The sequence below is a fragment of the Shewanella sp. 10B genome, from assembly GCF_023475885.1.
Taxonomy (GTDB): Bacteria; Pseudomonadota; Gammaproteobacteria; order Enterobacterales; family Shewanellaceae; genus Shewanella; species Shewanella mangrovisoli.
In genome coordinates, this window is the sequence record NZ_JAMDJO010000002.1 from 45,846 (window position 1) to 66,082 (window position 20,237).

General features: G+C 47.4%; 20 protein-coding genes and 1 pseudogene. 12 read left to right on the plus strand and 9 right to left on the minus strand.

Annotation, left to right across the window (positions count from 1 at the left end; all coding sequences use genetic code 11):
- Window positions 1-2: 2 nt before the first annotated feature.
- Window positions 3-1,124, minus strand: coding sequence for a dual-specificity RNA methyltransferase RlmN (gene rlmN, locus M0415_RS07595; protein ID WP_249554483.1), 1,122 nt, complete (start codon window positions 1,122-1,124; stop codon window positions 3-5).
- 144 nt (window positions 1,125-1,268) lie between these two features.
- Here rlmN and M0415_RS07600 point away from each other — a divergent pair, with 144 nt between their 5' ends.
- Window positions 1,269-2,360, plus strand: a complete 1,092-nt coding sequence (locus M0415_RS07600; protein WP_088212047.1) for a CNNM domain-containing protein — start codon at window positions 1,269-1,271, stop codon at window positions 2,358-2,360.
- 97 nt (window positions 2,361-2,457) lie between these two features.
- Complete coding sequence (locus M0415_RS07605) at window positions 2,458-4,209, plus strand: bifunctional metallophosphatase/5'-nucleotidase (protein WP_088212048.1); 1,752 nt, start codon at window positions 2,458-2,460, stop codon at window positions 4,207-4,209.
- Window positions 4,210-4,329: 120 nt separating this feature from the next.
- Here the strand turns inward: M0415_RS07605 and M0415_RS07610 are convergent, their stop codons facing one another.
- Window positions 4,330-5,223 carry a LysR family transcriptional regulator gene (locus M0415_RS07610; RefSeq protein WP_088212049.1) on the minus strand — a complete coding sequence of 298 codons (894 nt, stop codon included), beginning with the start codon at window positions 5,221-5,223 and terminating at the stop codon, window positions 4,330-4,332.
- 164 nt (window positions 5,224-5,387) lie between these two features.
- Between M0415_RS07610 and M0415_RS07615 the strand changes: the two genes are divergently transcribed.
- Window positions 5,388-5,831 carry a DoxX family protein gene (locus tag M0415_RS07615; protein WP_088212050.1) on the plus strand — a complete coding sequence of 148 codons (444 nt, stop codon included), beginning with the start codon at window positions 5,388-5,390 and terminating at the stop codon, window positions 5,829-5,831.
- A gap of 10 nt (window positions 5,832-5,841) precedes the next feature.
- On the plus strand, window positions 5,842-6,537 hold the full coding sequence (locus tag M0415_RS07620; RefSeq protein ID WP_088212051.1) for a pirin family protein: 696 nt from the start codon (window positions 5,842-5,844) through the stop codon (window positions 6,535-6,537).
- Window positions 6,538-6,631: 94 nt separating this feature from the next.
- Here the strand turns inward: M0415_RS07620 and M0415_RS07625 are convergent, their stop codons facing one another.
- From M0415_RS07625 to M0415_RS07645, 5 genes and pseudogenes are all read right to left on the minus strand, one after another.
- A complete protein-coding gene (locus M0415_RS07625; protein ID WP_088212052.1) occupies window positions 6,632-7,162 on the minus strand; it encodes a GNAT family N-acetyltransferase in 531 nt (176 codons plus the stop codon).
- A 63-nt stretch (window positions 7,163-7,225) separates the two neighbouring features.
- Window positions 7,226-7,747: a GNAT family N-acetyltransferase gene (locus tag M0415_RS07630; protein ID WP_088212053.1), complete on the minus strand. Its 522-nt coding sequence runs from the start codon at window positions 7,745-7,747 to the stop codon at window positions 7,226-7,228.
- Window positions 7,748-7,906: 159 nt separating this feature from the next.
- On the minus strand, window positions 7,907-8,209 hold the full coding sequence (locus tag M0415_RS07635) for a hypothetical protein (protein WP_011622005.1): 303 nt from the start codon (window positions 8,207-8,209) through the stop codon (window positions 7,907-7,909).
- 127 nt (window positions 8,210-8,336) lie between these two features.
- Complete coding sequence (locus M0415_RS07640) at window positions 8,337-8,546, minus strand: DUF3820 family protein (protein WP_088212054.1); 210 nt, start codon at window positions 8,544-8,546, stop codon at window positions 8,337-8,339.
- Between the two features lie 147 nt (window positions 8,547-8,693).
- Window positions 8,694-9,151: pseudogene (locus M0415_RS07645) on the minus strand (GNAT family N-acetyltransferase).
- Between the two features lie 530 nt (window positions 9,152-9,681).
- Here M0415_RS07645 and M0415_RS07650 point away from each other — a divergent pair.
- The 6 genes from M0415_RS07650 (at window position 9,682) to M0415_RS07675 (ending at window position 15,799) form a co-directional block, all read left to right on the plus strand.
- A complete protein-coding gene (locus tag M0415_RS07650) occupies window positions 9,682-10,464 on the plus strand; it encodes an AAA family ATPase (RefSeq protein ID WP_088212055.1) in 783 nt (260 codons plus the stop codon).
- Complete coding sequence (locus M0415_RS07655) at window positions 10,424-10,906, plus strand: CopG family transcriptional regulator (RefSeq protein ID WP_176399947.1); 483 nt, start codon at window positions 10,424-10,426, stop codon at window positions 10,904-10,906. The genes M0415_RS07650 and M0415_RS07655 overlap by 41 nt, the downstream gene beginning before the upstream one ends.
- Before the next feature lie 136 nt (window positions 10,907-11,042).
- Window positions 11,043-12,536, plus strand: a complete 1,494-nt coding sequence (locus M0415_RS07660) for an ABC transporter substrate-binding protein (RefSeq protein ID WP_249554480.1) — start codon at window positions 11,043-11,045, stop codon at window positions 12,534-12,536.
- Window positions 12,533-14,269 (plus strand): GGDEF domain-containing protein, encoded by a 1,737-nt coding sequence (locus M0415_RS07665; RefSeq protein WP_088212058.1) that lies wholly within the window; start codon window positions 12,533-12,535, stop codon window positions 14,267-14,269. The genes M0415_RS07660 and M0415_RS07665 overlap by 4 nt, the downstream gene beginning before the upstream one ends.
- Before the next feature lie 103 nt (window positions 14,270-14,372).
- A complete protein-coding gene (locus tag M0415_RS07670) occupies window positions 14,373-15,197 on the plus strand; it encodes a M90 family metallopeptidase (RefSeq protein WP_088212059.1) in 825 nt (274 codons plus the stop codon).
- Between the two features lie 146 nt (window positions 15,198-15,343).
- Window positions 15,344-15,799: a nuclear transport factor 2 family protein gene (locus M0415_RS07675; RefSeq protein ID WP_425383175.1), complete on the plus strand. Its 456-nt coding sequence runs from the start codon at window positions 15,344-15,346 to the stop codon at window positions 15,797-15,799.
- Window position 15,800: 1 nt separating this feature from the next.
- Here the strand turns inward: M0415_RS07675 and M0415_RS07680 are convergent, their stop codons facing one another.
- Entirely contained in the window at window positions 15,801-17,267 is a 1,467-nt protein-coding gene (locus M0415_RS07680; protein ID WP_088212061.1) for an HDOD domain-containing protein, read from the minus strand.
- A 164-nt stretch (window positions 17,268-17,431) separates the two neighbouring features.
- Entirely contained in the window at window positions 17,432-18,445 is a 1,014-nt protein-coding gene (gene ltaE / locus M0415_RS07685) for a low-specificity L-threonine aldolase (protein WP_088212062.1), read from the minus strand.
- Between the two features lie 287 nt (window positions 18,446-18,732).
- On the opposite strand from ltaE, the gene M0415_RS07690 reads away from it, so the two are divergent.
- Together M0415_RS07690 and M0415_RS07695 are read left to right on the plus strand one after the other, a co-directional pair.
- Complete coding sequence (locus M0415_RS07690; RefSeq protein ID WP_088212063.1) at window positions 18,733-19,323, plus strand: OmpA family protein; 591 nt, start codon at window positions 18,733-18,735, stop codon at window positions 19,321-19,323.
- A 31-nt stretch (window positions 19,324-19,354) separates the two neighbouring features.
- Entirely contained in the window at window positions 19,355-20,182 is an 828-nt protein-coding gene (locus tag M0415_RS07695) for a mechanosensitive ion channel family protein (protein WP_088212064.1), read from the plus strand.
- Window positions 20,183-20,237 lie beyond the last annotated feature (55 nt).

Below are 20,237 nucleotides of genomic sequence, written 5' to 3' on the forward strand. Positions count from 1 at the left end.
AGTTAATTCATTGTGACCGAAATCTGATTTTCTTGCATGCGTTTTTTTGCTAAACGCTTGGTTCGATCGCGAATATCCCCCGCTAACTGTCCACAGGCCGCGTCAATATCATCACCACGGGTTTTGCGTACAATCACAGTTAAGCCATATTCCATCAATACCTTAGAAAAACGGTCGATGCGCGAGTTTGACGAGCGACCATAGGGCGAGCCTGGGTATGGGTTGAATGGGATCAGGTTAACCTTGCAGGGCGTATCCTTCATTAATTGTGCTAATTCATGGGCTTGTTCAGTGCTGTCATTGATGTGATCGAGCATCACATACTCCACCGTCACGCGGCCACGGTTAGCATTAGATTTAGCGATATAACGGCGAATTCCCGCAAGGAACTCTTGCAATGGATACTTTTTATTCACGGGAACCAGAATATCGCGCAGTTCATCGTTTGGCGCATGGATACTCACAGCCAGCGCCACATCGAGGGCATCACCGAGTTTATCTAACGCTGGCACTACGCCCGAAGTTGACAGGGTCACACGGCGTTTTGACAGGCTGAAGCCGAAGTCGTCCAGCATGATATCCATCGCAGGGATCACGTTGGCAAGATTAAGCAGAGGTTCACCCATGCCCATCATCACCACGTTGGTGATTGGGCGCTCGCCAGTTTCTTTGGCGAACCCTAAGAAGTGGGAAACACGCCAAATTTGACCGACGATTTCAGAGACAGTTAAGTTGCGGTTAAAGCCTTGCTGTGCGGTCGAGCAGAAAGTACATTCGAGGGCGCAGCCCACTTGAGACGACACACACAGGGTGGCGCGGTCATCTTCAGGAATATATACGGTTTCGACTTCTTGGCCTTCGCCGACATGGATGGCGAACTTAATTGTGCCATCGGTGGATTTTTGATAGCTAGAAATCTCAGGCGCCACAATCTCACAGCGCGCCGCCAGCTTTTGGCGTAACACTTTGTTGATGTTAGTCATATCTTCGAAGTCACTGACACCGAAATGATAGATCCACTTCATCAGCTGATCGGCACGGAAAGGCTTCTCACCCAGATCCGCAAATAATGCGCGCATCGCCTTACGATCAAGGTCTAATAAATTGATCTTTTTTTCACTCATAGGACTAACCTCAACACCAAAACCTGCAACAGGGCGGCGAATTATACAGACGCAGAAAAATTTTAGCCAGCAACTCCACACTCCTATGCTAGAATCGGCGAGGGTCAATGTTGGCCTAAATTATGGAGTTGTAATACCACCTATATGTTAACCCTCATCATTATAGTGCTTGTCGCTGTCGGAGTTTCTTTTCTGTGCAGTGTATTCGAAGCAGTGTTGCTCTCGGTTACCCCTAGTTATATCGCCTCGCTCGAACAAACTGACAGTGCCGCGGCCGCCCGGTTGCGTAAACTAAAAGAAAACATCGAAGCGCCTCTCGTGTCTATTTTGACCCTAAACACCATTGCCCACACTGTGGGTGCCGCCGTTGCCGGTGCGCAAGCGGCCAAGGTCTTTGGTGATGACATGCTCGGCGTGTTCTCCGGAGTGTTAACTTTTATCATCCTATTCTTCTCAGAGATTATTCCGAAATCTGTGGGAGCCAATCACTGGCGCCGTTTAGCCCCGAGTGTATCGATTGCCATCACTTGGATGAAGCGTGTCACTAAGCCGCTGATTTGGATGTCGCAACAGGTGACTCGCCTGCTAGGTAAAGGGGAAGAAGGTCAGTACATTCGCCAAGAAATGAGCGCCATGGCCAAGATTGGTCAAGAATCCGGTGAGTTAGACGAGCAAGAGTCTAAAATTTTGACCCAAATGCTCAAGGTGCGTGACGTGCCCGTGACAGCGATTATGACGCCGCGTACCGTGATGTTCTCCCTGCCCGTTTCACTGACGCAAAATGAGTTTGTGCAGGAATATCGCGACAAGCCTTTTACCCGTATTCCGGTATACGATCAGGACCACGACGATATTATCGGTTATATCACCCGTACCGATGTGTTGCTGGCGGAACGTTACACCCCTGATGCACCGATTGGTGAGCTTAAGCGTAGCCTATTTGTGGTGCCCGAGACGGCTAAAATTCTGCCGTTATTCGAGCGGATGATTAAACGCAATACCCAAATTGCGATGGTGGTTGACGAATACGGCAGTAGCCAAGGTATTGTGACCCAAGAAGACATTATCGAGTCGCTACTTGGCCTTGAGATTGTCGATGTGAATGACCCTGCGACCGACATGCAGCAATTGGCCCGTAAACTCTGGACCAAGCGCATGAAGCAAAAAGGCATTCGACTCTCCGATGATGGCGACTTCGAAGCCGCCGCCGAAGATGACGAGGCGCGTTCGGGTTAATGACATTATTTAGTCATTGTTAAAGTAAAGGGAGCTTGGCTCCCTTTCTTGTTTTTGGGGAGAAGGTTATAATCTCCCGCCGTAAAAGAGGTAGGTTATGACACAGGGATACACACTCTCACTCGCGCACATCAACGATACCCATTCGAATTTTGAGCCCAGCCGCGTACAATTTTCTTTCAATCTCGGGCTTAAAGCCTTAGATATCACCAGTCACAGCGGTGGCTATGCGCGCCTGGGGTATCAGATCAGTCAGGCACGTGACCGAGCTGCACAAAGCCAGATGCCGTTTTTATTTTTGCATGGGGGCGACAGTTTCCAAGGCACGTTGTATTTCAGCCATTTTAAGGGCAAGGCCAACGCCCATCTGCTAAATTTACTCGCACCCGATGCCATGGTGATTGGTAATCACGATATTGATGAAGGCAATGCGCGGCTCGCCGAATTTGCCAAGCAAATCGATTTTCCTCTGCTGGCAGGGAATATGGACTTGAGCCAAGAGGATATCCGCAAGCCAGGTAACCTGCGTACTGTGGCGAATATTCTGGCCTATGATGAAAAAAACCAGCTTGCCAGCTACCTCGAAAAGCCCTTCTACGACAAAAAGCTCGCCGTCATCGGCATTACTCTGGATCAGATGAAAGACATCGCCAGACCCGATCCCGATACCCACTTTGTCGATGCGATTGCCACCACGGCGCGCACCGTCGAGCATCTACATGCCAAAGGCATCAAGCACATTATCGTACTGAGTCACTTAGGTTTAGATCAGGATAGAAGGCTTGCCGAACAAGTCGATGGCATCAGCCTTATCGTCGGTGGCCATACCCATACATTGCAGGGCGATTTTAGTGCCTTGGGGTTAAGCAATATACCCTATGGTGAAACCATCCATGGCACTCCTATCGTTCATGCGGGGAAATACGCCGAAACCTTAGGCTTGGCCGAGATTGAATTTGATGCAACTGGCCGCGCGATAAGCCTCAAGGGTGGCAACTACTTTATGCTCGATAAGCAGTTTATGTTGAGTTCGAGTGAGCAAGTGGATGACACCGACTATCAAGCCGTGCAGCAACGCTTTAATGAGCATCCCTATGTATTGTGGGATGATGCCGATGAAGACATTCATGGCGTGATCCACGATATCTATCGCCCCGCGATTGCCGAGATGGAAAACAAAGTCTTAGCCCTTGTGCCTAAGAATCTAGTGCATACCAGACTGCCGTCTAAGGCATTACCCCATGGCAGTGAAATCGCCCCTTGGGTGAGCCGCAGTATGTTCCAAGAGGCCAAACTTGAAGATCCTCGCATCCACTTTGCCCTGCATAACGCGGGTGGCGTAAGGCAATCGGTCGCCCAAGGCAGGCTCACCCTCGCCGATGTGTTGGGCCAATTGCTGCCCTTCGAATTGCCATTAGTCAAATACGAAATCCAAGGCCAGTATTTATACCAAGCGCTGGAGTCGGCGATTAACGCCGCGACAAACAATAGTGTGCGCGGCACGGGGGCGGGCAGCTTCCCTTATACCTATGGATTGCGTTATTACTACGACGGCAGACGCCCAATGGGGGAGCGTTTGTTCAAGCTTGAAATGATGCAGCAGGATGGCTTATCACTCTGGTATCCAGTGCAACCCGATGCACTCTATGTGGGAGTTTCGACCTCCTATACCGCCGCAGGGAAAGAAGGTTATCACCCACTGTTACAGGCGCGCTGGCAGGAATCGATTGAGACGCTCACTCTACCTCAGGCCTTTATTCGCTTCCTCAATCGGGCGCCCAACCCCAATTTAGCGGATTTGCTCTCGCCCCATGTGCATTACACCAGCCATTTGAAGCGTTCAGTGTAAGCGCCCTGTGTCAGGGATTTGCCTCAAAACTTTATCCTCTTAATTGATCACAGTACTTAGCAATGGGTTAAGTACTGTGATTCACTCCATCCACTAGCAGCACGTTCACTTTACATCTCACTAAAACAACCAGTCGCAATGGGGTAAACGTTCGGCAAACCACGCCTGCGCTTTGCCTTGATTTCCCTTGCGCCACGCGAGAAACACTGGCTGCGCCGGTCTTGGGATCTCAACCTGACACGCGACTAATGCGCCTGAAGCGAGTTCTTCGCGGATCAAATGCTTGGGAAGATAACCCACACCCAGCCCAAGTTGCTGGGCTTTAATCTTGGTCTGCATGTTCGGCACACGAATAACTTGGCGACTATCAAATAATCCACTGGAGCGCTGCGCGAGCGCCGTCGAGCTATCGGCCACCACCACGGAAGGAAATTGCAACAAGGCTTCGGTCGGGATGGGATGGTCAAACTGCGCTAAGGGATGGTGAGGCGCTAGGGCAAACACGAATTCAAGCATGCCGATTTCGACTAAGTGATATTGTCCCTTAGGCAACTCTCCCGTAACCCCAATGGCAATATCGGCGCGGCCCGAATACAGAGCATCCCAACCGCCACCCAATGATTCCTCGGTGATATTAATAGTCACCTGTTTACCTAACTCGGTAAATTCAGCAATCAGTTTTAACAGTGGTAAATCGGGCACCACAGTATCAATAGCTAAGGTTAACGCCGACTCCCAGCCCGTTTCGAGTTGCCGAACCGCCTCTTCAAGCCTTGCGGTGGCGGCTAAAATCTCCCGCCCTTGGCGTAATACCATCTGGCCAACTAAGGTCAGTTCGGCGCGCTGGCCCTTACGTTCAAATAATTTTACCCCTAAGTCGCTCTCTAATTTCTGCACTGTGTAGGTCAGCGCCGATGGCACCCGGAATAAGGATTCGGCTGCTGCCGAAAAACTGCCTTTTTTATCAATAGCATCGAGCACTATCAAGCCATCGAGACTCATCACAGGTAACATAGCAACCTCTTGTTCAAATTTTTTGAAATACAATTTGAAAATGTTCAGATTTTCTTTCTACAAGGTCAAGACTAAACTTTAAACCAATGGAGAGATTAACGTTAAGCCTCAACCGATTAACCCATTAACGACATAGTTAAAAAATTTGAATTAAGGAACATCCCATGAAAGCACTTATCACAAAATTACTGACCTCTGCCCCAAGCTTCGCCCCATTGGCCCTGCGTATTCCTATCGGGATCATCCTCATGGCCCACGGTTCACAAAAACTCTTCGGCTGGTTTGGCGGCTACGGCCTAGAAGGCACTGGACAATGGATGGCCTCCATCGGCTTAACCCCTGGCTACTTAATGGCACTGATGGCAGGCTCAAGCGAATTCTTTGGTGGTTTGCTGCTCATTATCGGTTTACTGACTCGCCCAACGGCACTGGTATTGTCCTTTACTATGGTGGTCGCGATTTTCTCGGTCCACATTGGTAATGGTCTATTCCTCAGCAATAACGGTTATGAGTTTGGTTTAGCCCTGTTAGCCGCCACTGTGTCTCTGGCCGTGTCAGGTGCAGGTAAACTGAGCGCCGACAACCTGTTAGTCGCACGCTTAAAATAAGGAGGAAATGATGATCCATATACGTAAAGCGCAGGACCGTGGGCAGGCTGATTTAGGCTGGTTAAAGAGCCAACATACCTTCTCGTTTGCAAGCTACTACGATCCGCAGCATATGGGCGTGTCTTCCCTACGAGTCATTAACGATGACAGAGTCGCGCCGGGCGCTGGGTTTGAAACCCATGGTCATAAAGACATGGAAATCATCAGTTATGTGATTTCAGGCACCATAGCCCATAAGGACAGTTTTGGTAATGTTAAGACCTTACCAGCGGGAGAGTTTCAGCTAATGTCCGCCGGTAAAGGGATTTACCACAGCGAGTTCAATGCATCAAACACTGAGTCACTGCACTTTTTGCAGATCTGGATCCAACCAGACACCTTAGGGATTGATGCGGGTTATCAGCAAAAGGCCTTCGAGCAAACCTCGGCGCTGACCGCCGTGGTCACCCCAACGGGTGAAAATGGCACCTTGAAAGTACAGCAGGATGCGACCCTGTATCGCCTAATGCTGGCACCGCAAGAGCAAGTGCATATGCCGCAGCTTAAGCCACAGCGTCAGCTCTATGTGCAATTGGTGGAAGGTACACTTAAGGTCAATGACCAAGTGCTCACCCCAGGGGATGGCGCACATATCACCGCCGAAGAAGTGGTTCGATTTAGCGTCGCCGACAGCTATGTCACCGCACTGGTGTTTGACTTAGCCTGATGAATATTGTGACCAATAAAAAAACCGCCGAGGAAACGAGGCGGTTTTTTTATTGGTCTGCGTATGCCTAAAGGGATCCCCTTCGAGCGCAAACCTATGTTAAGGACATAATCAAACTAAAGTTCACTAACACCTGCGCCCTGTCGTTTTGTTTATCTTCGGCAGTGAGATAGCGACGTAGTTCATTACGGCGAATGCAATTAAAACCCTGTTTCTCAAAGAAAGGACGCGCCTGATAGGAGGCTTCAACGGTAAGCCGTTTAAGATTACGGCTTTTTGCCTCTTCGAGTAGGGCTAAATAGAGATGCGTCGCCACTCCGGCACGGCTGTATTCTGGGTGGACAAACAGGCAATCGACTTCGCCGACCATACAATTGAGCTCTTTATCGGAGCATAGCCTTAAGTTGGTAAAGCCAACCAACTTACTGCCTTCCTGCGCCACCCAAGTGGTGGTATCTTCTAACTTAGCCAGCCAGTAGGCATCACTTCGTGCCTCACCTTGGTTTTGCGCCCAAGCTAATCGTTCGGTAAGCGAGTAATATTCCTGCGCGCCCTCCATCACACTGGCGTTAAATACCGCCGCCACCTGTGCCACATCCGCAGGAGAAAATAAGCGTATCTGCATTGGAGTCCACTCCTATGGGTTAATCATGACCAATGGGCACACAGGCAATGTATTCCCATTCAGTTACAGTTTTTTAGTCATATAAAAACTCGGCAACACTTGGCCCAGTTTTTGTTGGTAGCTGCGTTGCTGTTGGACAAATCCGAGCTTAATAAACAGCCCGCGGGAAAGATAAGACGCATCGGCACTCAATTGACAATAGCCCTGCTCTTTTGCCCACTGTTCGAGCTGTCGATAAGCTCGCTCCCCCAGCCCTTGCCGTTGCCAATCGGGATGAATATAGAGGCTATCTATATATCCTTGATGGTGAAAATCCGTTTCGACATTGATAAAACCTGCACAAATCTTAGATAAGCTCACGGCATCTGTCACCAAAATAATCCAAGCTTGGGAACGACTTAAGCGTAAATGCCAATGTTGACTCGAACGGGGCGCCTGCGACCAAGCGTTAAGCTGCGCGGCGTTATATCGCTCATGTTGTATTTGATGCACGCTGTGATGAAAGAGTTCACTCACCGCGCGGGCATAACGGCGCCGATAAGGCACAACTTCAATTTGCTTATTGGCTTGTAAAGGAACGGACACGATTTATCGACCAAGCTTGGACTTATCAGCCTATTTTGCCGCGCTTTACCAACGAGTGATAGCCTAGATATGTATGGAATAGTAAATGCTGAAAACAAAACCGCCTCGACAAGGCGAGGCGGTTTAATGATTCTGGGTCATCTACTATGCAGACCGAGATTATTTCTTCTCGATTTGGCCAACAAACAGCAGCTTGTCGAAGGTGCGGTTTAAGGTTTTGCTGGTGAATTGATTCATCCACATTTGCTCAACCACGGCCACTTTGTCGCCTTTCTTGACTTCAGCTTCTGGGCCGGCTGCCCAAAACGTGTTGTCAGCTTCTTTAATTTGAACATAGGTGTAGCCGCCACCATTCATGGTATCCACAACTGTACCTTCATGAACGACGCCCTGTGCCCAAGCACTTGACATACCTAACGCTAATGTTGCTACAGCCGCTAATTTTACCAATTTTGCCATCATGCCTTTTGTTCCTTGTGTTTTACTAATATGCGGCATTAAAACATGCCATAGGTAATAAATCGCCAATCTCTATCACGAAATACAACACTTATCGCAAAAGTAGGATTTTTATCGCACACAGGGGAACTCATTTCAACAGCGGTTTTAACATGCCCTCGAGGCCATTGAGTTTTACCTCATAAATCAGCGCTAACTGCTCCCCTAATTTTCCCTTTGGAAATCCCTGCTGATGGAACCAGACTAAATAGGGTTCGGGCAATTCGAGTAAGCGGCGGCCAGCATATTTGCCAAAGGGCATGACCTGATTTATGGCATCGATAAGCTGTTGTTGATCCATGAAGGTATTAGCTTGAACTTAAACAGTGGACTAGATGCAGGATGCTACCCTATTGCCCAATGAATGCCTATGGCTAATGTCGCCTGAAGTACGACGATGGCTAAATAGAATAAGTGCAAGTCATAGACTCACCCTATTGGCAATGCATTAGGCGTAGAGTTTACGCAGATTCGGCCCAAGATTGGCACAATGTGAATGCTCAAAACCATATTCAATACAAAGCCGTTCTTCTTCTCCATGGGCGTTAATGCTCACACAAGTCCCTTGACTAGCATGTTCATCCACAAAGGCCATGACTCGCTCTAACATTATTTTGGCCAGCCCCACATGGCGATATTCAGGTAAGACAATAAAATCCTCAATCGCCAGATGGTTAGCCTTATCACCATATACGCAGGCGGCTGCCACTAAGGCGGAGGTATTTTTTGTTGCTCACCCGTTAGGCGAATAGAGACCCAATATAAAGGCTGTAACGGATGCCCATCCGCCATCTCAACGCCGATAGAAGGATGCCCCGCCGCATCGCGTAAATTGAGCAACTCATGAAATAAAGGCGCAGATTCAACCAACTCAAATTCAATAGGCATTAGCATTTTAATATCCACTTTGGCATCCCTTCACGAATGGTAGAAAAATCAAGGTGATTAGACGGCATAATAGGAAAATCCTAACCGAATTAGGTGGCAATTTGATGACATAAAGCACAGCAGCAAGACAACTTTCGACTGAAAAACAGCAACCAAGAGTCTGCGTCTCAATAATATTTAAGAATAAAAATTGAAAAATATCTTGAAAAATGAAATATGGGCCATCAGCCAGATAGCTCAATACTGCTAAACTGACCTAGCTCACCTCAATATTTTTCAAGCCTAAAAAGCATAAAAACATTAAAAATCATCACATTAACTAACAATCAGCCTTATTCATTCTTTCGTCTGATAAGAGTCAAATTAACGGCACACGGCACTGTAACGTCAAATAATAATCGTGCGACAGTTTATAAAAAAGTGTCAAAAATCAGCTAATTGACCGCAATTAACATAGGGTTTACATTCATTTATGACAACAAGGTGCGGTAAAGCTCAACACATATAACAGCCGCCCAAGTGATACCCTAAGCATTGAGGAATTCGTCATGATAGTGTTAGTCGGCGGCGAAAAAGGCGGCAGCGGTAAGAGTTGCCTCGCACAAAATATCGCAGTATTTCTTACCACTGAATGTGGTGCCTCTGTCATCATGGTGGATTGCGATCCACAGCGAACCACATCCGATTGGATCCAAGCCAGAAACAACAACCCCAAACTTGCCAGCATCAACTGCGTACAGCTCTATGGAAAAATCCGAAATGATCTCTTGAGCTTAGAGCAGCATTATGACTTTGTGATTGTTGACTGTGGCGGCCAAGACAACCTAGCGTTAAGGGCGACCATGTCGGTGGCATCCCATATCTTAATGCCACTGCGACCAAAACGCCGCGACTTAAAAACCGTGAGTCATATGGATGATATCGTCGCGACTTGTAAGATGATTAACCCCAAATTGCACGCCTCCTTCGTTATCACCCAATGCCCTAACCTGCCGAATCAAGCGAACCGTATTTTAGAGGCCAAAGAGGTCTGCAAAACCTACGATATCAATGTATTAGATGCGATTACCTATAGCCGTAATATCTATGATGACAGCGAAGAGTCAGGGTTATCTGTTATCGAGATAGAACCTAAGGGTAAAGCCGCCACCGAAATCCGTGCTATCGCCTGTGAAATGTTCCAAGTGGACTGCGCCGCCTCATTAATGGCCTTACTCAGACCAAGTACACCAATGGCCGCGCATCGCGCCGCGATGAATCAACCTCAGCCGAATCATCTGAGAGGACAATATGGGACTCAGCGACCTCAAGAAAAACGCTATGCCATCTAGGGGAGGCGCACAGCCCCTCTCCCTCGATGAGTTTATTGATGCCGCGACCCTCTATGCCATGGGAGAAAACCGTCTCCCAAGTACGGGCGGCTCATTGGCAGCGATGGAATTAGTGAAAGAATTACCGCTTCAAGCGGCGCCGCTTGACGTCACGTCACTTGAAGTCGCACCACTTGAAGTCATATTAGATACTTCCAACGTGGTGACTTTACATCGTCCTAAAACGGCATCGATGCAACTGGATGCAAGCCATGAGGAGGAACGGCCGCATTACCGTAAAGCCACGTTTTCGTTGAGTGAAGCGGCAATCAGCCATTTAGCCAAGCTCTCTGAAGAAAGTGACATTTCCAAATCTAAATTGATCCGTTTTTTAATTGAACAACACTATGCTTTGCCAACCGCCTTGCGGCAGATGCGCGAGCAACAGATAAAAAAATCTTAGTACCGCGCAATCTCCCACCCTTTTCCGGTGATCCACATTGATTAGGTCACCGGTTTTTTTTGCCTCAAAAAAACCTTACAAAAATTAAGTTATAATTTGTATCAAGCCTATCCTTAATGTACAGCTAAGTTTATTAATGCTATTTATTAGCATGTTAACCCTTGTATCTGAGGAGTCATTCTTGTTTAGACCTTTATCGCTCCTATTTATTGGACTTGGATTAACGCTAACAAAACCCGCTTTAGCGGAATTTTCCTTGGCTCAAATTCCCCCGCTATCGAATAAAACCCCCATCACCTTAGTCGCCGAAAAAGGCTTTTGGACCGACTATCTGACCCGCGAAATGCTGCCTAAATTCACCGAAAAAACCGGTGTCAAAGTCAATGTGGTTAGCACCGAGCTTGAGAGCATGTTTGAGCTTCAGACCCAAGCGTTGCTGCAAGGTGAAGGTAAGTACGATTTGCTCACTATGGAGGCGGGTTGGGCAAAAGAGTGGGCAGCCAATGGCTATACAGTGCCACTACCAGAATTAGCCAAACTCTACGACCCCGATGGCGAAAAAGCGATGGAAAGGTATCTCGAACCTTATTATCCATCACTTCTTAACATTTTGTCTTATCACGGAGAGTTGCACGCCATTCCCTACAATAACTATGTGATGGGCAGCCACTACCGTGCCGATCTGTTTGAAAATAAGACTGAGCAAACCCACTTTGAGCAACGTTTCGGTTATCCACTCAAACCTGCGACCAATTTTGATGAACTGCAGGATCAAGCGGTATTTTTTACTCGAAAGACTGGTGAACTCCTCGCCGATAAACCGCTAAGTCACAACTTTTATGGTCTTGCCTTAATGTCTGGCAATAAGCCCCATATTAACGATGAGTTTTCTAGCATTATCTGGAGCTTAGGTGGTGCTTGGATGTGGCCCATCTATAATCAACAAAAACAGCTGACGCATTTTGAGGTGCCCGCTGTCAATCAAGAGGCGCTAAAAGCGGCCATTATTTACCGTAAACTGATGCCCTACGCTATCCCTGCCGATGACAAATTTGCCTTTAACGAAGCGGCCAATGCAATGGCTTCAGGGCAAGTGGCTATTTGGCCTTTTGCCTACAACAATCTATGGTCGGCCTCCTTTAAAGTCGAGGCCAATGTGCCAGGTGCTCGACTTGGCGTAGCTCAAGTGCCAGGCAGTACCCCTTATAACGGCGCCTACGCCTTTGCCGTGAGCTACGACAGCAAAAATCCGCAAGCCGCCTATTGGTTACTTAAATACATGGGCACCTATGAAGCCCAATACGCCTATGCCCTCGGTGGCGGCAATCCCTGCCGAATGGACGTAGTAACGGCGCCCGAGTTTAAACAAGCCTCAAAAAGAGCCATTGCTGGCGCATTCGAGGCAAGCCATATCGCAAATTTATTTTGGTCAACTAAAGTCTTGGATGTCGGGCACTTTACCACGACCGCAATGGGACAAATTTACCCGGAATTAAGCCATGCGTGTTACGCCGCAAGTCGGCATGAAGCGGACAGCGCCGATATTTTTATTGAATTGAGTGCCAAAATTAAGCATCTGCAGAATACCTATGGGGAAGTGCCTGCAATTGATAAGAACAATAGCCAATGAATGCTAAACGACTCACCAGTCTAAAACATAAAATTACGCTGGCCTTTTATATCATTCTGGGCATGGCGTTGCTTAATGGCGTTATCGCTATCCTATTGTCACAACAGCTAAGATCGGAAATCGAACTATTGGTTAATAGCGATGTAGTGAAAGTGACAACCGCGCTGCAACTGGCAAAAAACAGTGAAAGACTGCAAATCATCACCACTGAGTTAAACCATTATGATACCGAGGAGCAGCGCCTACGCTTGTTGCAAGAACTCACAAGCCAATGGGAACATTTGCTTAGGGATACCAAAACCCTCGCCAGCATGGAAACCTCGCCGCATATGCATGAGGCACTTAACCATGCCATAGACACTCAACTTTATTATCAGCAGCAGTTGCCCCTGCTCAACACTTTGACCGACACGGCGCTGCAAGCCAAATTCCAAGCCCAGAATATTCAGGCGAATCTCTCGGGGATGGCAATAGCATTTTCCGATAGCATGCAAACTCAGTTGCAGCAAATTCATGGTCACTATAACCGCTTAATCGCCCAAAAGCAGTTGAATGCAATTGCAGAGAATCTATCTGAAGATCAAAAACTTTCAGCATTTCTTCATCAGGGCGAGCATCTGTTTGTGCTCCTCGACAACGTAAAAAATGTGACAAGCCTAGTCGAGCTTAACCAATTACAACGGGATGGGATGCGCCGACTGATAACCATGGACAACATCTCGCGCTCATTTAATCAAGACAGCGCGATTTATATCGACTGGTTATCGCAAATCAGGCAAAACATGGTGGGTAAAGACAACCTTTTTGACCTCTCCCGCAACGCGCTAAAAAGCACCCAAATTGCCAATGCACATTTTGGCTATCAGGCTGGTGCGGCGCAGGAAATCGCCTCCTTTACCCAAGAATTAGTCAACCATGTAGAAGAAGAAATACAACTCGCGGGCGCAAATCTGAAGAGTGACAGCACATCCTTCGTGATTTTGATCTTTTGTGGCGGCATTCTCTATTGTTTCTTTATCTGGCTCACCAGTTGGCATTTTATCGCTAAAGGCATCATTAAGCCTGTTATCGCCACCCGTGATGCCATGAATGCCATCGCCAATGAAAAACTCGACACCCAAATGCCCATTACCGATAACCTCGAGCTACAACAGATGGTGAGTTCGCTCGAAACCCTTAAAACCTATGCGGCTCAGGTTAAAGCCATGGCCGAAACTGACGGATTAACCGGCTGTTATAATCGCCGCTATTTAGACAGCCAAATTCAGAAGGAATTGATTTACGCTAACGATCATAATATGCCCCTCAGCATAGTGATGTTCGATATCGATAACTTTAAGCAATTTAACGACAGATACGGCCATGTACTGGGCGATCAATGCTTAAAGCAAATCGTCAATGCCGCCAAATCGATTCTGCAACGGCCGACGGATATCCTCGCCCGCTATGGGGGGGAGGAATTTATGCTGTTACTGCCCTCGAGCCATCTAGAGGATGCCTACAAAATTGCCGAACGTCTGCGCAAAGCCATCATCGCCCTGCATATTCCCCATGAGGACTCCTCCCATTCGGGATTAGTGACTATCAGCTTAGGTGTTGCCTGCTGGCAACCGTCACAATTAATCGACACCAATAGACTCCTTTGCCAGGCCGATGAAGCACTTTATCAAGCCAAACAAAATGGCCGAAACCGCACCGAAGTTTTGCTCAACGCTCCCTCACTTTATCCGTAAGAAGCACATCCTAGAGCGTTTTATTTTTAAGCAAAGGATTGAGTTCGCCTCGCTGAATCCCCATTAGCTAATATACCTAAGGAAATAGTGCACTGAGGAATTCATGCTCGCAGTTTTCATTACCCTAACGCTTGGCCTCGGTGCAATCGCTTGGTTAGCCTCGAGCCGCTGGCGCAAGACGCTCCACCGTAAACGCGTAATGGCTAGCGCCTTTCCTAAGGCTTGGCGAACAATTTTGAAGAAAAGATTGCCTTATTTCCACGCCTTGCCAGCGGATCTTCAGCTGCAACTCAAACGCCATATCCAAGTCTTTTTGGATGAGAAACGATTCGTCGGTTGCGACGGTTTGCAAATAACCGACGAAATTCGCGTCACCATCGCCGCCCAAGCCTGCTTGCTTCTGCTAAACCGCAATACCGATTTTTACCCCAATCTGAGACAGATATTGGTCTATCCCGATGCTTTTATTGTCGATAGCCAACGCCAAGATCCCGCGGGTTTAATCTGGGAGCAACGCAATGTGCTGGCAGGGGAATCCTGGGAGCAAGGCCAAGTGATACTGTCGTGGAAAAATACTTTAGAGGGCGCAGCCAATCCCCACGATGGTAATAACGTAGTGATCCACGAGTTTGCCCATCAATTAGATCAAGAGGATGGTCACGCCAATGGCGCGCCGATTTTACAGCGCCGTCAGGATTATCTGTCGTGGTCGAGCGTATTTAGTCAGGCCTATAATGAGTTAGTTCAAGCTGCCGCCCTTGGCCGCCCGTCCCTGTTTAATTACTATGGTGCCACCAATCCCGCAGAATTTTTTGCCGTAGTGACTGAGGTCTTTTTTGAAAAGCCAGAAGCACTTAATCTTGAGCATCCAGCCCTTTATCGCGAGTTGAGCCATTTTTATCAACTCGATCCGATAAACTGGCACTGATCTAATTAGCATATGTTCTAGAAACCATCAGACCGAATAACCATAACGATAAGGAATCCACGATGACAATTTTCACTCGCACGGAGCGCAACTCCAATTCAGCTCGCACTCGCCAGCATCTCGCACTGTTCAGCGCCAGCCTGTTAATGCTTGGCACCCTATGCTTTCATCCACAAACCGCCATTGCTGACGAACAAGTAGCAACCACGCTTAGCGATGAACAAGCGGCCGCTCAAGTGCTGGATAAATTGAATCAATATTCGAGTAGTGCCGATTGGGACAAGTATTTTGCCCTCTATCGTCAGGATGGTATTTTTATTGGAACGGATGCGACTGAGCGCTGGGGTATGGCCGAGTTTGAACGCTATTCACGCCCGACCAAAGGTTGGCGCTACGATTTAACCAGCCGCCATTTAGTGCAGCATGGTGATGTGATCCTGTTTGATGAACTGCTTAACAGCCCGAGTTATGGCGTAAGCCGAGGGACAGGCACCCTAATTAAAACCAATGGGGAATGGAAAATTGCTCAATATCATTTGAGCTTTCCCATCCCAAATTCGATTGCCAAACAGATTACCGCTGAAATTAAAAACGCTCAGTAAACTATTTTAACGACACGGTAAAACACACATTGGCCAGCTGCGAGAAGTGGATAAAAGCTTGAAAGTCCACTTCGCTAAAGGTTCTTTCCGATGGCCCACGGTCAGCATAATAAAAGCCAATCACTTTACTATCGACCAAGAGTGGCGCCATCAAAAAACCCGACTCTGGCAACTGAGTCTTAAGTTCTTTGCATTGCTCGAGCCACTTTTTAGCATTGGGGTTATCAATCCACTGGCATTCCTTATGTTCCATCGCCAGTGAAAATAAGCCCTTTCTATCGCCAAGATCGATAATGAACAGTTGCTTCATCTCTTCAGCATCTCGACCGAGCATAATCCTAGGCTGCAACTGTTTACGACTGGGCGATAGGAGTAACACCCCGCAGCGGTCCACGCCGACGCCTTCTAAAATCCCTTCGAGTACGGTCTGCATAATTTGGTTAAAATCGGCTTTATTGATCGCAAAGGCGGTGAGCTCGCGCAGTTTGGCCAATTGCACATTCAAGTTGGCCTCAAATACGGGCAGCTCAACCACAGGTGCGCTGGGCTCAACCTTATTGATGCGCTTAGGATCGGGCAGATAATCGATCAACACTTTAGCGCCATAGGCTTCGGCTAATTTATGGGTCGCCTTAGTGCAGCGCTGCATTCTCAGGGTTAATTCTTTCTCATCCAGCCCAGTAAAATTGGCGGCTTGGCTGATACGCTTTTCCAGTTCGGTTTTATCAATCACCTCTTGGGAGAGAATCTCACAGAGCTTATCGGCGAGAAAAATAGAGCGAATTTCAGGGCGTTGATCATCGGGATAATTCACCGCTTGGATCAATAACTCCCCTAATCCCCAGTGACGCGCAATACTCTGCGTCAGTTGCGAGAATGAGGTACCCAAGGCTTCACGTATAACACTACGCTCTTCGACGGGATTTTCACACTCGGTTAATTGGCTGTCTAAGGTTTCGGTAAACTCACCGCCAATACTCCAAAATGCACTCTCACCAATGTGGTAAAGCAAAGAGGCGATAAAGGCTTCTTCCTGAATATCCTCATCGTAATCACTGAGCATCATCCGCGCTAACATGGCGGCTTGGAATGCCTTCGCCATTAATTTGATTAAGCGCTGATACACGGCGGGGGCAAGATTTTTGCTCTCTAACAAACTCGATAACAGTTGAGCCGTAATGCAGATATTACGCACCGCATCAAACCCTAACACTATTGCGGCTCGGCTGACGGTCGAAATTTGGGTACTGCCCTTATGGTAAATCGCGCTGTTAGCGACACGTAAGATACGGGATGTGAGGGCGTTATCGTGCATCACGCTTCGCCCGAGTAAGGCGAGAGACGATACGTCATCCTTGGCAAGCTTTTCTAACGTCTGGACGGTGGAACAGAGCGCTGGCATTTCCAATTCACTGATCCGTTTTGTCCAATAATCGACCCCTTTATTAGTATTATTGTTAGGTTTCAACCCTGCTCGACCTCAATGATGTGAACTTATTGTTTTTAGTATAGATAGGCTTAAAAAAATTCGCCTAGCATCTGGCTCACAATTCGACTTTTGATTTTAAAATCCGCGATATAGTAAGTAAGATGTATAAAAAAGCCCAAGTTTTCACTTGGGCTCAAAGCCGATTATGCCTGCAGATGTAACTTAAACACTTGTAGCACTTTATCAATATCCTGACGCGACACATCTTTATGGGTCACAAAGCGTAGCGTGCGGCCAGGGCTGATGAGAATGCCCGCCTCACGGCAACGTTTCGCCAGCGCTTTCTCATCGACATGGGGTGCAAGCGTTGCAAATACCATATTGGTTTGAACGGCGGCTAAATCGATTTCAAACTCACTTAACTGACTCAATTGCTGGGCAAGATACGCAGCATTTTCATGGTCTTCCTCAAGCCTTTCAACCTGCTCTGTGAGCGCTAATTTACCCGCCGCCGCTAAAATCCCCGCCTGGCGCATGCCGCCGCCCAGCATTTTACGCCAGCGCGTGGCCTTTTTAATTAGGCGTTCATCACCTAGGAGCAGCGAGCCAACAGGCGCGCACAATCCCTTGGATAAACAGATGGAAACCGAATCAAAATGCCCCGCAATATCGGCAATCCCTATCCCCTGTGCCACGGCGGCATTAGCAACCCTAGCGCCATCTAAATGAATTTTTAAGCCACGCTGAAATGCCAGTGCCTGCGCATTGGCAAGATAAGTCTGGGGCAAGACTTTACCGCCAATAGTGTTTTCTAGGCTCAATAAGCGCGTGCGCGCGAAGTGAATATCATCGGGTTTAATCGCCGCTTCAATATCGGTCAAGGCGATAGTGCCATCCAGCTGATTGGTCAGCGGTTGTGGCTGAATGCTGCCGAGAACCGCAGCGCCACCGCCCTCAAATTTATAGTTATGCGCCTGCTGGCCGCACAGGTATTCATCCCCGCGCTCACAATGTGCCATCAATGCGAGTAAATTGGCCTGAGTGCCCGATGCCGTAAACAGCGCACTCTCAAAACCAAACATCTCGGCGGCCATATCTTGTAAGCTGTTGACGGTCGGATCATCACCATAAACATCATCACCCACTTCAGCCCTCGACATGGCTAAGCGCATCGCCTCTGTTGGCTGGGTCACGGTATCACTGCGTAAATCTATCATCTTGTCCTCGACTTCTTCTGCCTATCCCCGACGCGGATATTCATCGCGTAAGTGCGACTCTAGCCTCAAAGGAAAAATTTGTATAGTTTGCCTTTATGTCTGCCGATAAAATCAACAAGGAGCCAATGTTATCTAGGCTGATGCGATTGATTTGCATCAAATAACGGGCAAAACTTGGCGTTAGGCCGATAAAAAAGATAGAATACCCGACTAAGATGCTCATGCTAATGCAGTGCAAATCTCTTAGTGGTTTTAGCTACTCAAGATAAAATACAAGGTGATTTGTGGTGAAAACATCCGTAATGCAATGGATTAAATTAACGTGTTTAGCCTTGAGCTTAATCCTGATATTGCCCGCGTATGCATGGCAAGATACAGATCAAGACGGCGTCCCGGATATTAAAGATGCCTGTCCAAACACACCAGCAAACACCACTGTGATGGCCAATGGCTGTGTTTACCAAGCCGAAGTAAAATCCAGCAGTATTCAATGTGATCTCAATGACCCCAGTACTTATTCAGCCGCTGATTGTCATAATATTGAGACCGCGATTGTGTATTTTGAGTTTGCGATTGCCGAAGTAGATTTATCGCAATGGAAAGCTTTAGCCTTAGTGAAAGCTTTTTTAGACGCGAATCCTGAGACTCGATTAACTCTAGTTGGGCATACGGATATTGTCGGTACGCCAGAGTTTAATTATCAGTTATCACTACGACGGGCTCAAAATGTGAAACGCATTTTGGTTGAAGACTATGGCTTCAATCCAAATCGCTTTACCGTTATCGGTAAAGGTATATCTGAACCTGTTGCGGATAATCATTCCAGCGAAGGTCGCAGATTAAATCGACGAGTACAATTTATCGTCAATAATAACTAGTTTTGTTAGCGTATTTTTAGGGAGTAATTTAATGGAAAACCTCGAAGGTTTATTAAAGCAGGCGCCAGATTTGGTCATGACCTATGGCTTAAAAATCTTATTTGCCCTCATTATTTTCTTCGTCGGTAAATATTTTTCTGGCGTCGCACAAAAGTTAGTACGCAAGGTACTCAACAGCCGCAAGATTGACCCAACTGTGGTGTCTTTTGTGGCTAACTTAGCTTGGGCAGTGGTGTTTGTGTTCACTATTATCGCCACCTTAGGCCAAATTGGCGTACAAACCGCCTCTTTAGTCGCCGTTATCGGTGCCGCCGGTTTAGCCGTAGGTTTAGCACTGCAAGGTTCTCTGTCTAACTTTGCCTCAGGCGTATTAATGGTGCTATTCCGTCCATGCCGCGTAGGTGATTATATTGAAGCGGCGGGTATTGCCGGTACTGTTGATGAAATCACAATTTTCTCAACCAAATTACGCACCCCAGATAATAAAGTGATTGTGGCGCCAAACTCTTCAATCATGAATGGTACTATCACAAACTACTCAGCCTCTGAAAATCGTCGTATCGACTTAGTGATTGGCGTGTCTTATTCTGCGGATATTGCGCAAACCAAAAAAGTATTAACAGATATCTTAGATAACAACCAATACGTGCTGAAAGAGCCTGGTTACACCGTAGGTCTTTCTGAATTGGCAAATTCTTCAATCAACTTTGTGGTTCGTCCTTGGGTTAAAACCGCCGACTACTGGACTGCGCGTTTCCAAATTTTAGAACAAATCAAGAATGCACTCGATGCAGCGAACATTGAAATTCCATTCCCACAAATGGATATTCATGTGAAGCAATTGCCTGAGAGCAAATAATCAGCAAGCATATTAAAAGGCCGGTGAATACCGGCCTTTTTTATGGTGATAGTTT

Excerpts from the sequence above, each read along its gene's own strand:
- M0415_RS07625 (WP_088212052.1), bottom strand. The coding sequence starts at position 7,162 with ATGCAGATACGCTTATTTTCTCCTGCGGATGTGGCACAGGTGGCGGCG.
- M0415_RS07695 (WP_088212064.1), top strand. The coding sequence starts at position 19,355 with ATGGAAAACCTCGAAGGTTTATTAAAGCAGGCGCCAGATTTGGTCATG.
- M0415_RS07605 (WP_088212048.1), top strand. The coding sequence starts at position 2,458 with ATGACACAGGGATACACACTCTCACTCGCGCACATCAACGATACCCAT.
- M0415_RS07650 (WP_088212055.1), top strand. The coding sequence starts at position 9,682 with ATGATAGTGTTAGTCGGCGGCGAAAAAGGCGGCAGCGGTAAGAGTTGC.
- M0415_RS07665 (WP_088212058.1), top strand. The coding sequence starts at position 12,533 with ATGAATGCTAAACGACTCACCAGTCTAAAACATAAAATTACGCTGGCC.
- M0415_RS07635 (WP_011622005.1), bottom strand. The coding sequence starts at position 8,209 with ATGATGGCAAAATTGGTAAAATTAGCGGCTGTAGCAACATTAGCGTTA.
- M0415_RS07610 (WP_088212049.1), bottom strand. The coding sequence starts at position 5,223 with ATGTTACCTGTGATGAGTCTCGATGGCTTGATAGTGCTCGATGCTATT.
- M0415_RS07655 (WP_176399947.1), top strand. The coding sequence starts at position 10,424 with ATGGGACTCAGCGACCTCAAGAAAAACGCTATGCCATCTAGGGGAGGC.
- M0415_RS07615 (WP_088212050.1), top strand. The coding sequence starts at position 5,388 with ATGAAAGCACTTATCACAAAATTACTGACCTCTGCCCCAAGCTTCGCC.
- rlmN (WP_249554483.1), bottom strand. The coding sequence starts at position 1,124 with ATGAGTGAAAAAAAGATCAATTTATTAGACCTTGATCGTAAGGCGATG.
- M0415_RS07675 (WP_425383175.1), top strand. The coding sequence starts at position 15,344 with ATGCTTGGCACCCTATGCTTTCATCCACAAACCGCCATTGCTGACGAA.
- M0415_RS07660 (WP_249554480.1), top strand. The coding sequence starts at position 11,043 with ATGCTATTTATTAGCATGTTAACCCTTGTATCTGAGGAGTCATTCTTG.
- M0415_RS07670 (WP_088212059.1), top strand. The coding sequence starts at position 14,373 with ATGCTCGCAGTTTTCATTACCCTAACGCTTGGCCTCGGTGCAATCGCT.
- ltaE (WP_088212062.1), bottom strand. The coding sequence starts at position 18,445 with ATGATAGATTTACGCAGTGATACCGTGACCCAGCCAACAGAGGCGATG.
- M0415_RS07600 (WP_088212047.1), top strand. The coding sequence starts at position 1,269 with ATGTTAACCCTCATCATTATAGTGCTTGTCGCTGTCGGAGTTTCTTTT.
- M0415_RS07640 (WP_088212054.1), bottom strand. The coding sequence starts at position 8,546 with ATGGATCAACAACAGCTTATCGATGCCATAAATCAGGTCATGCCCTTT.
- M0415_RS07620 (WP_088212051.1), top strand. The coding sequence starts at position 5,842 with ATGATCCATATACGTAAAGCGCAGGACCGTGGGCAGGCTGATTTAGGC.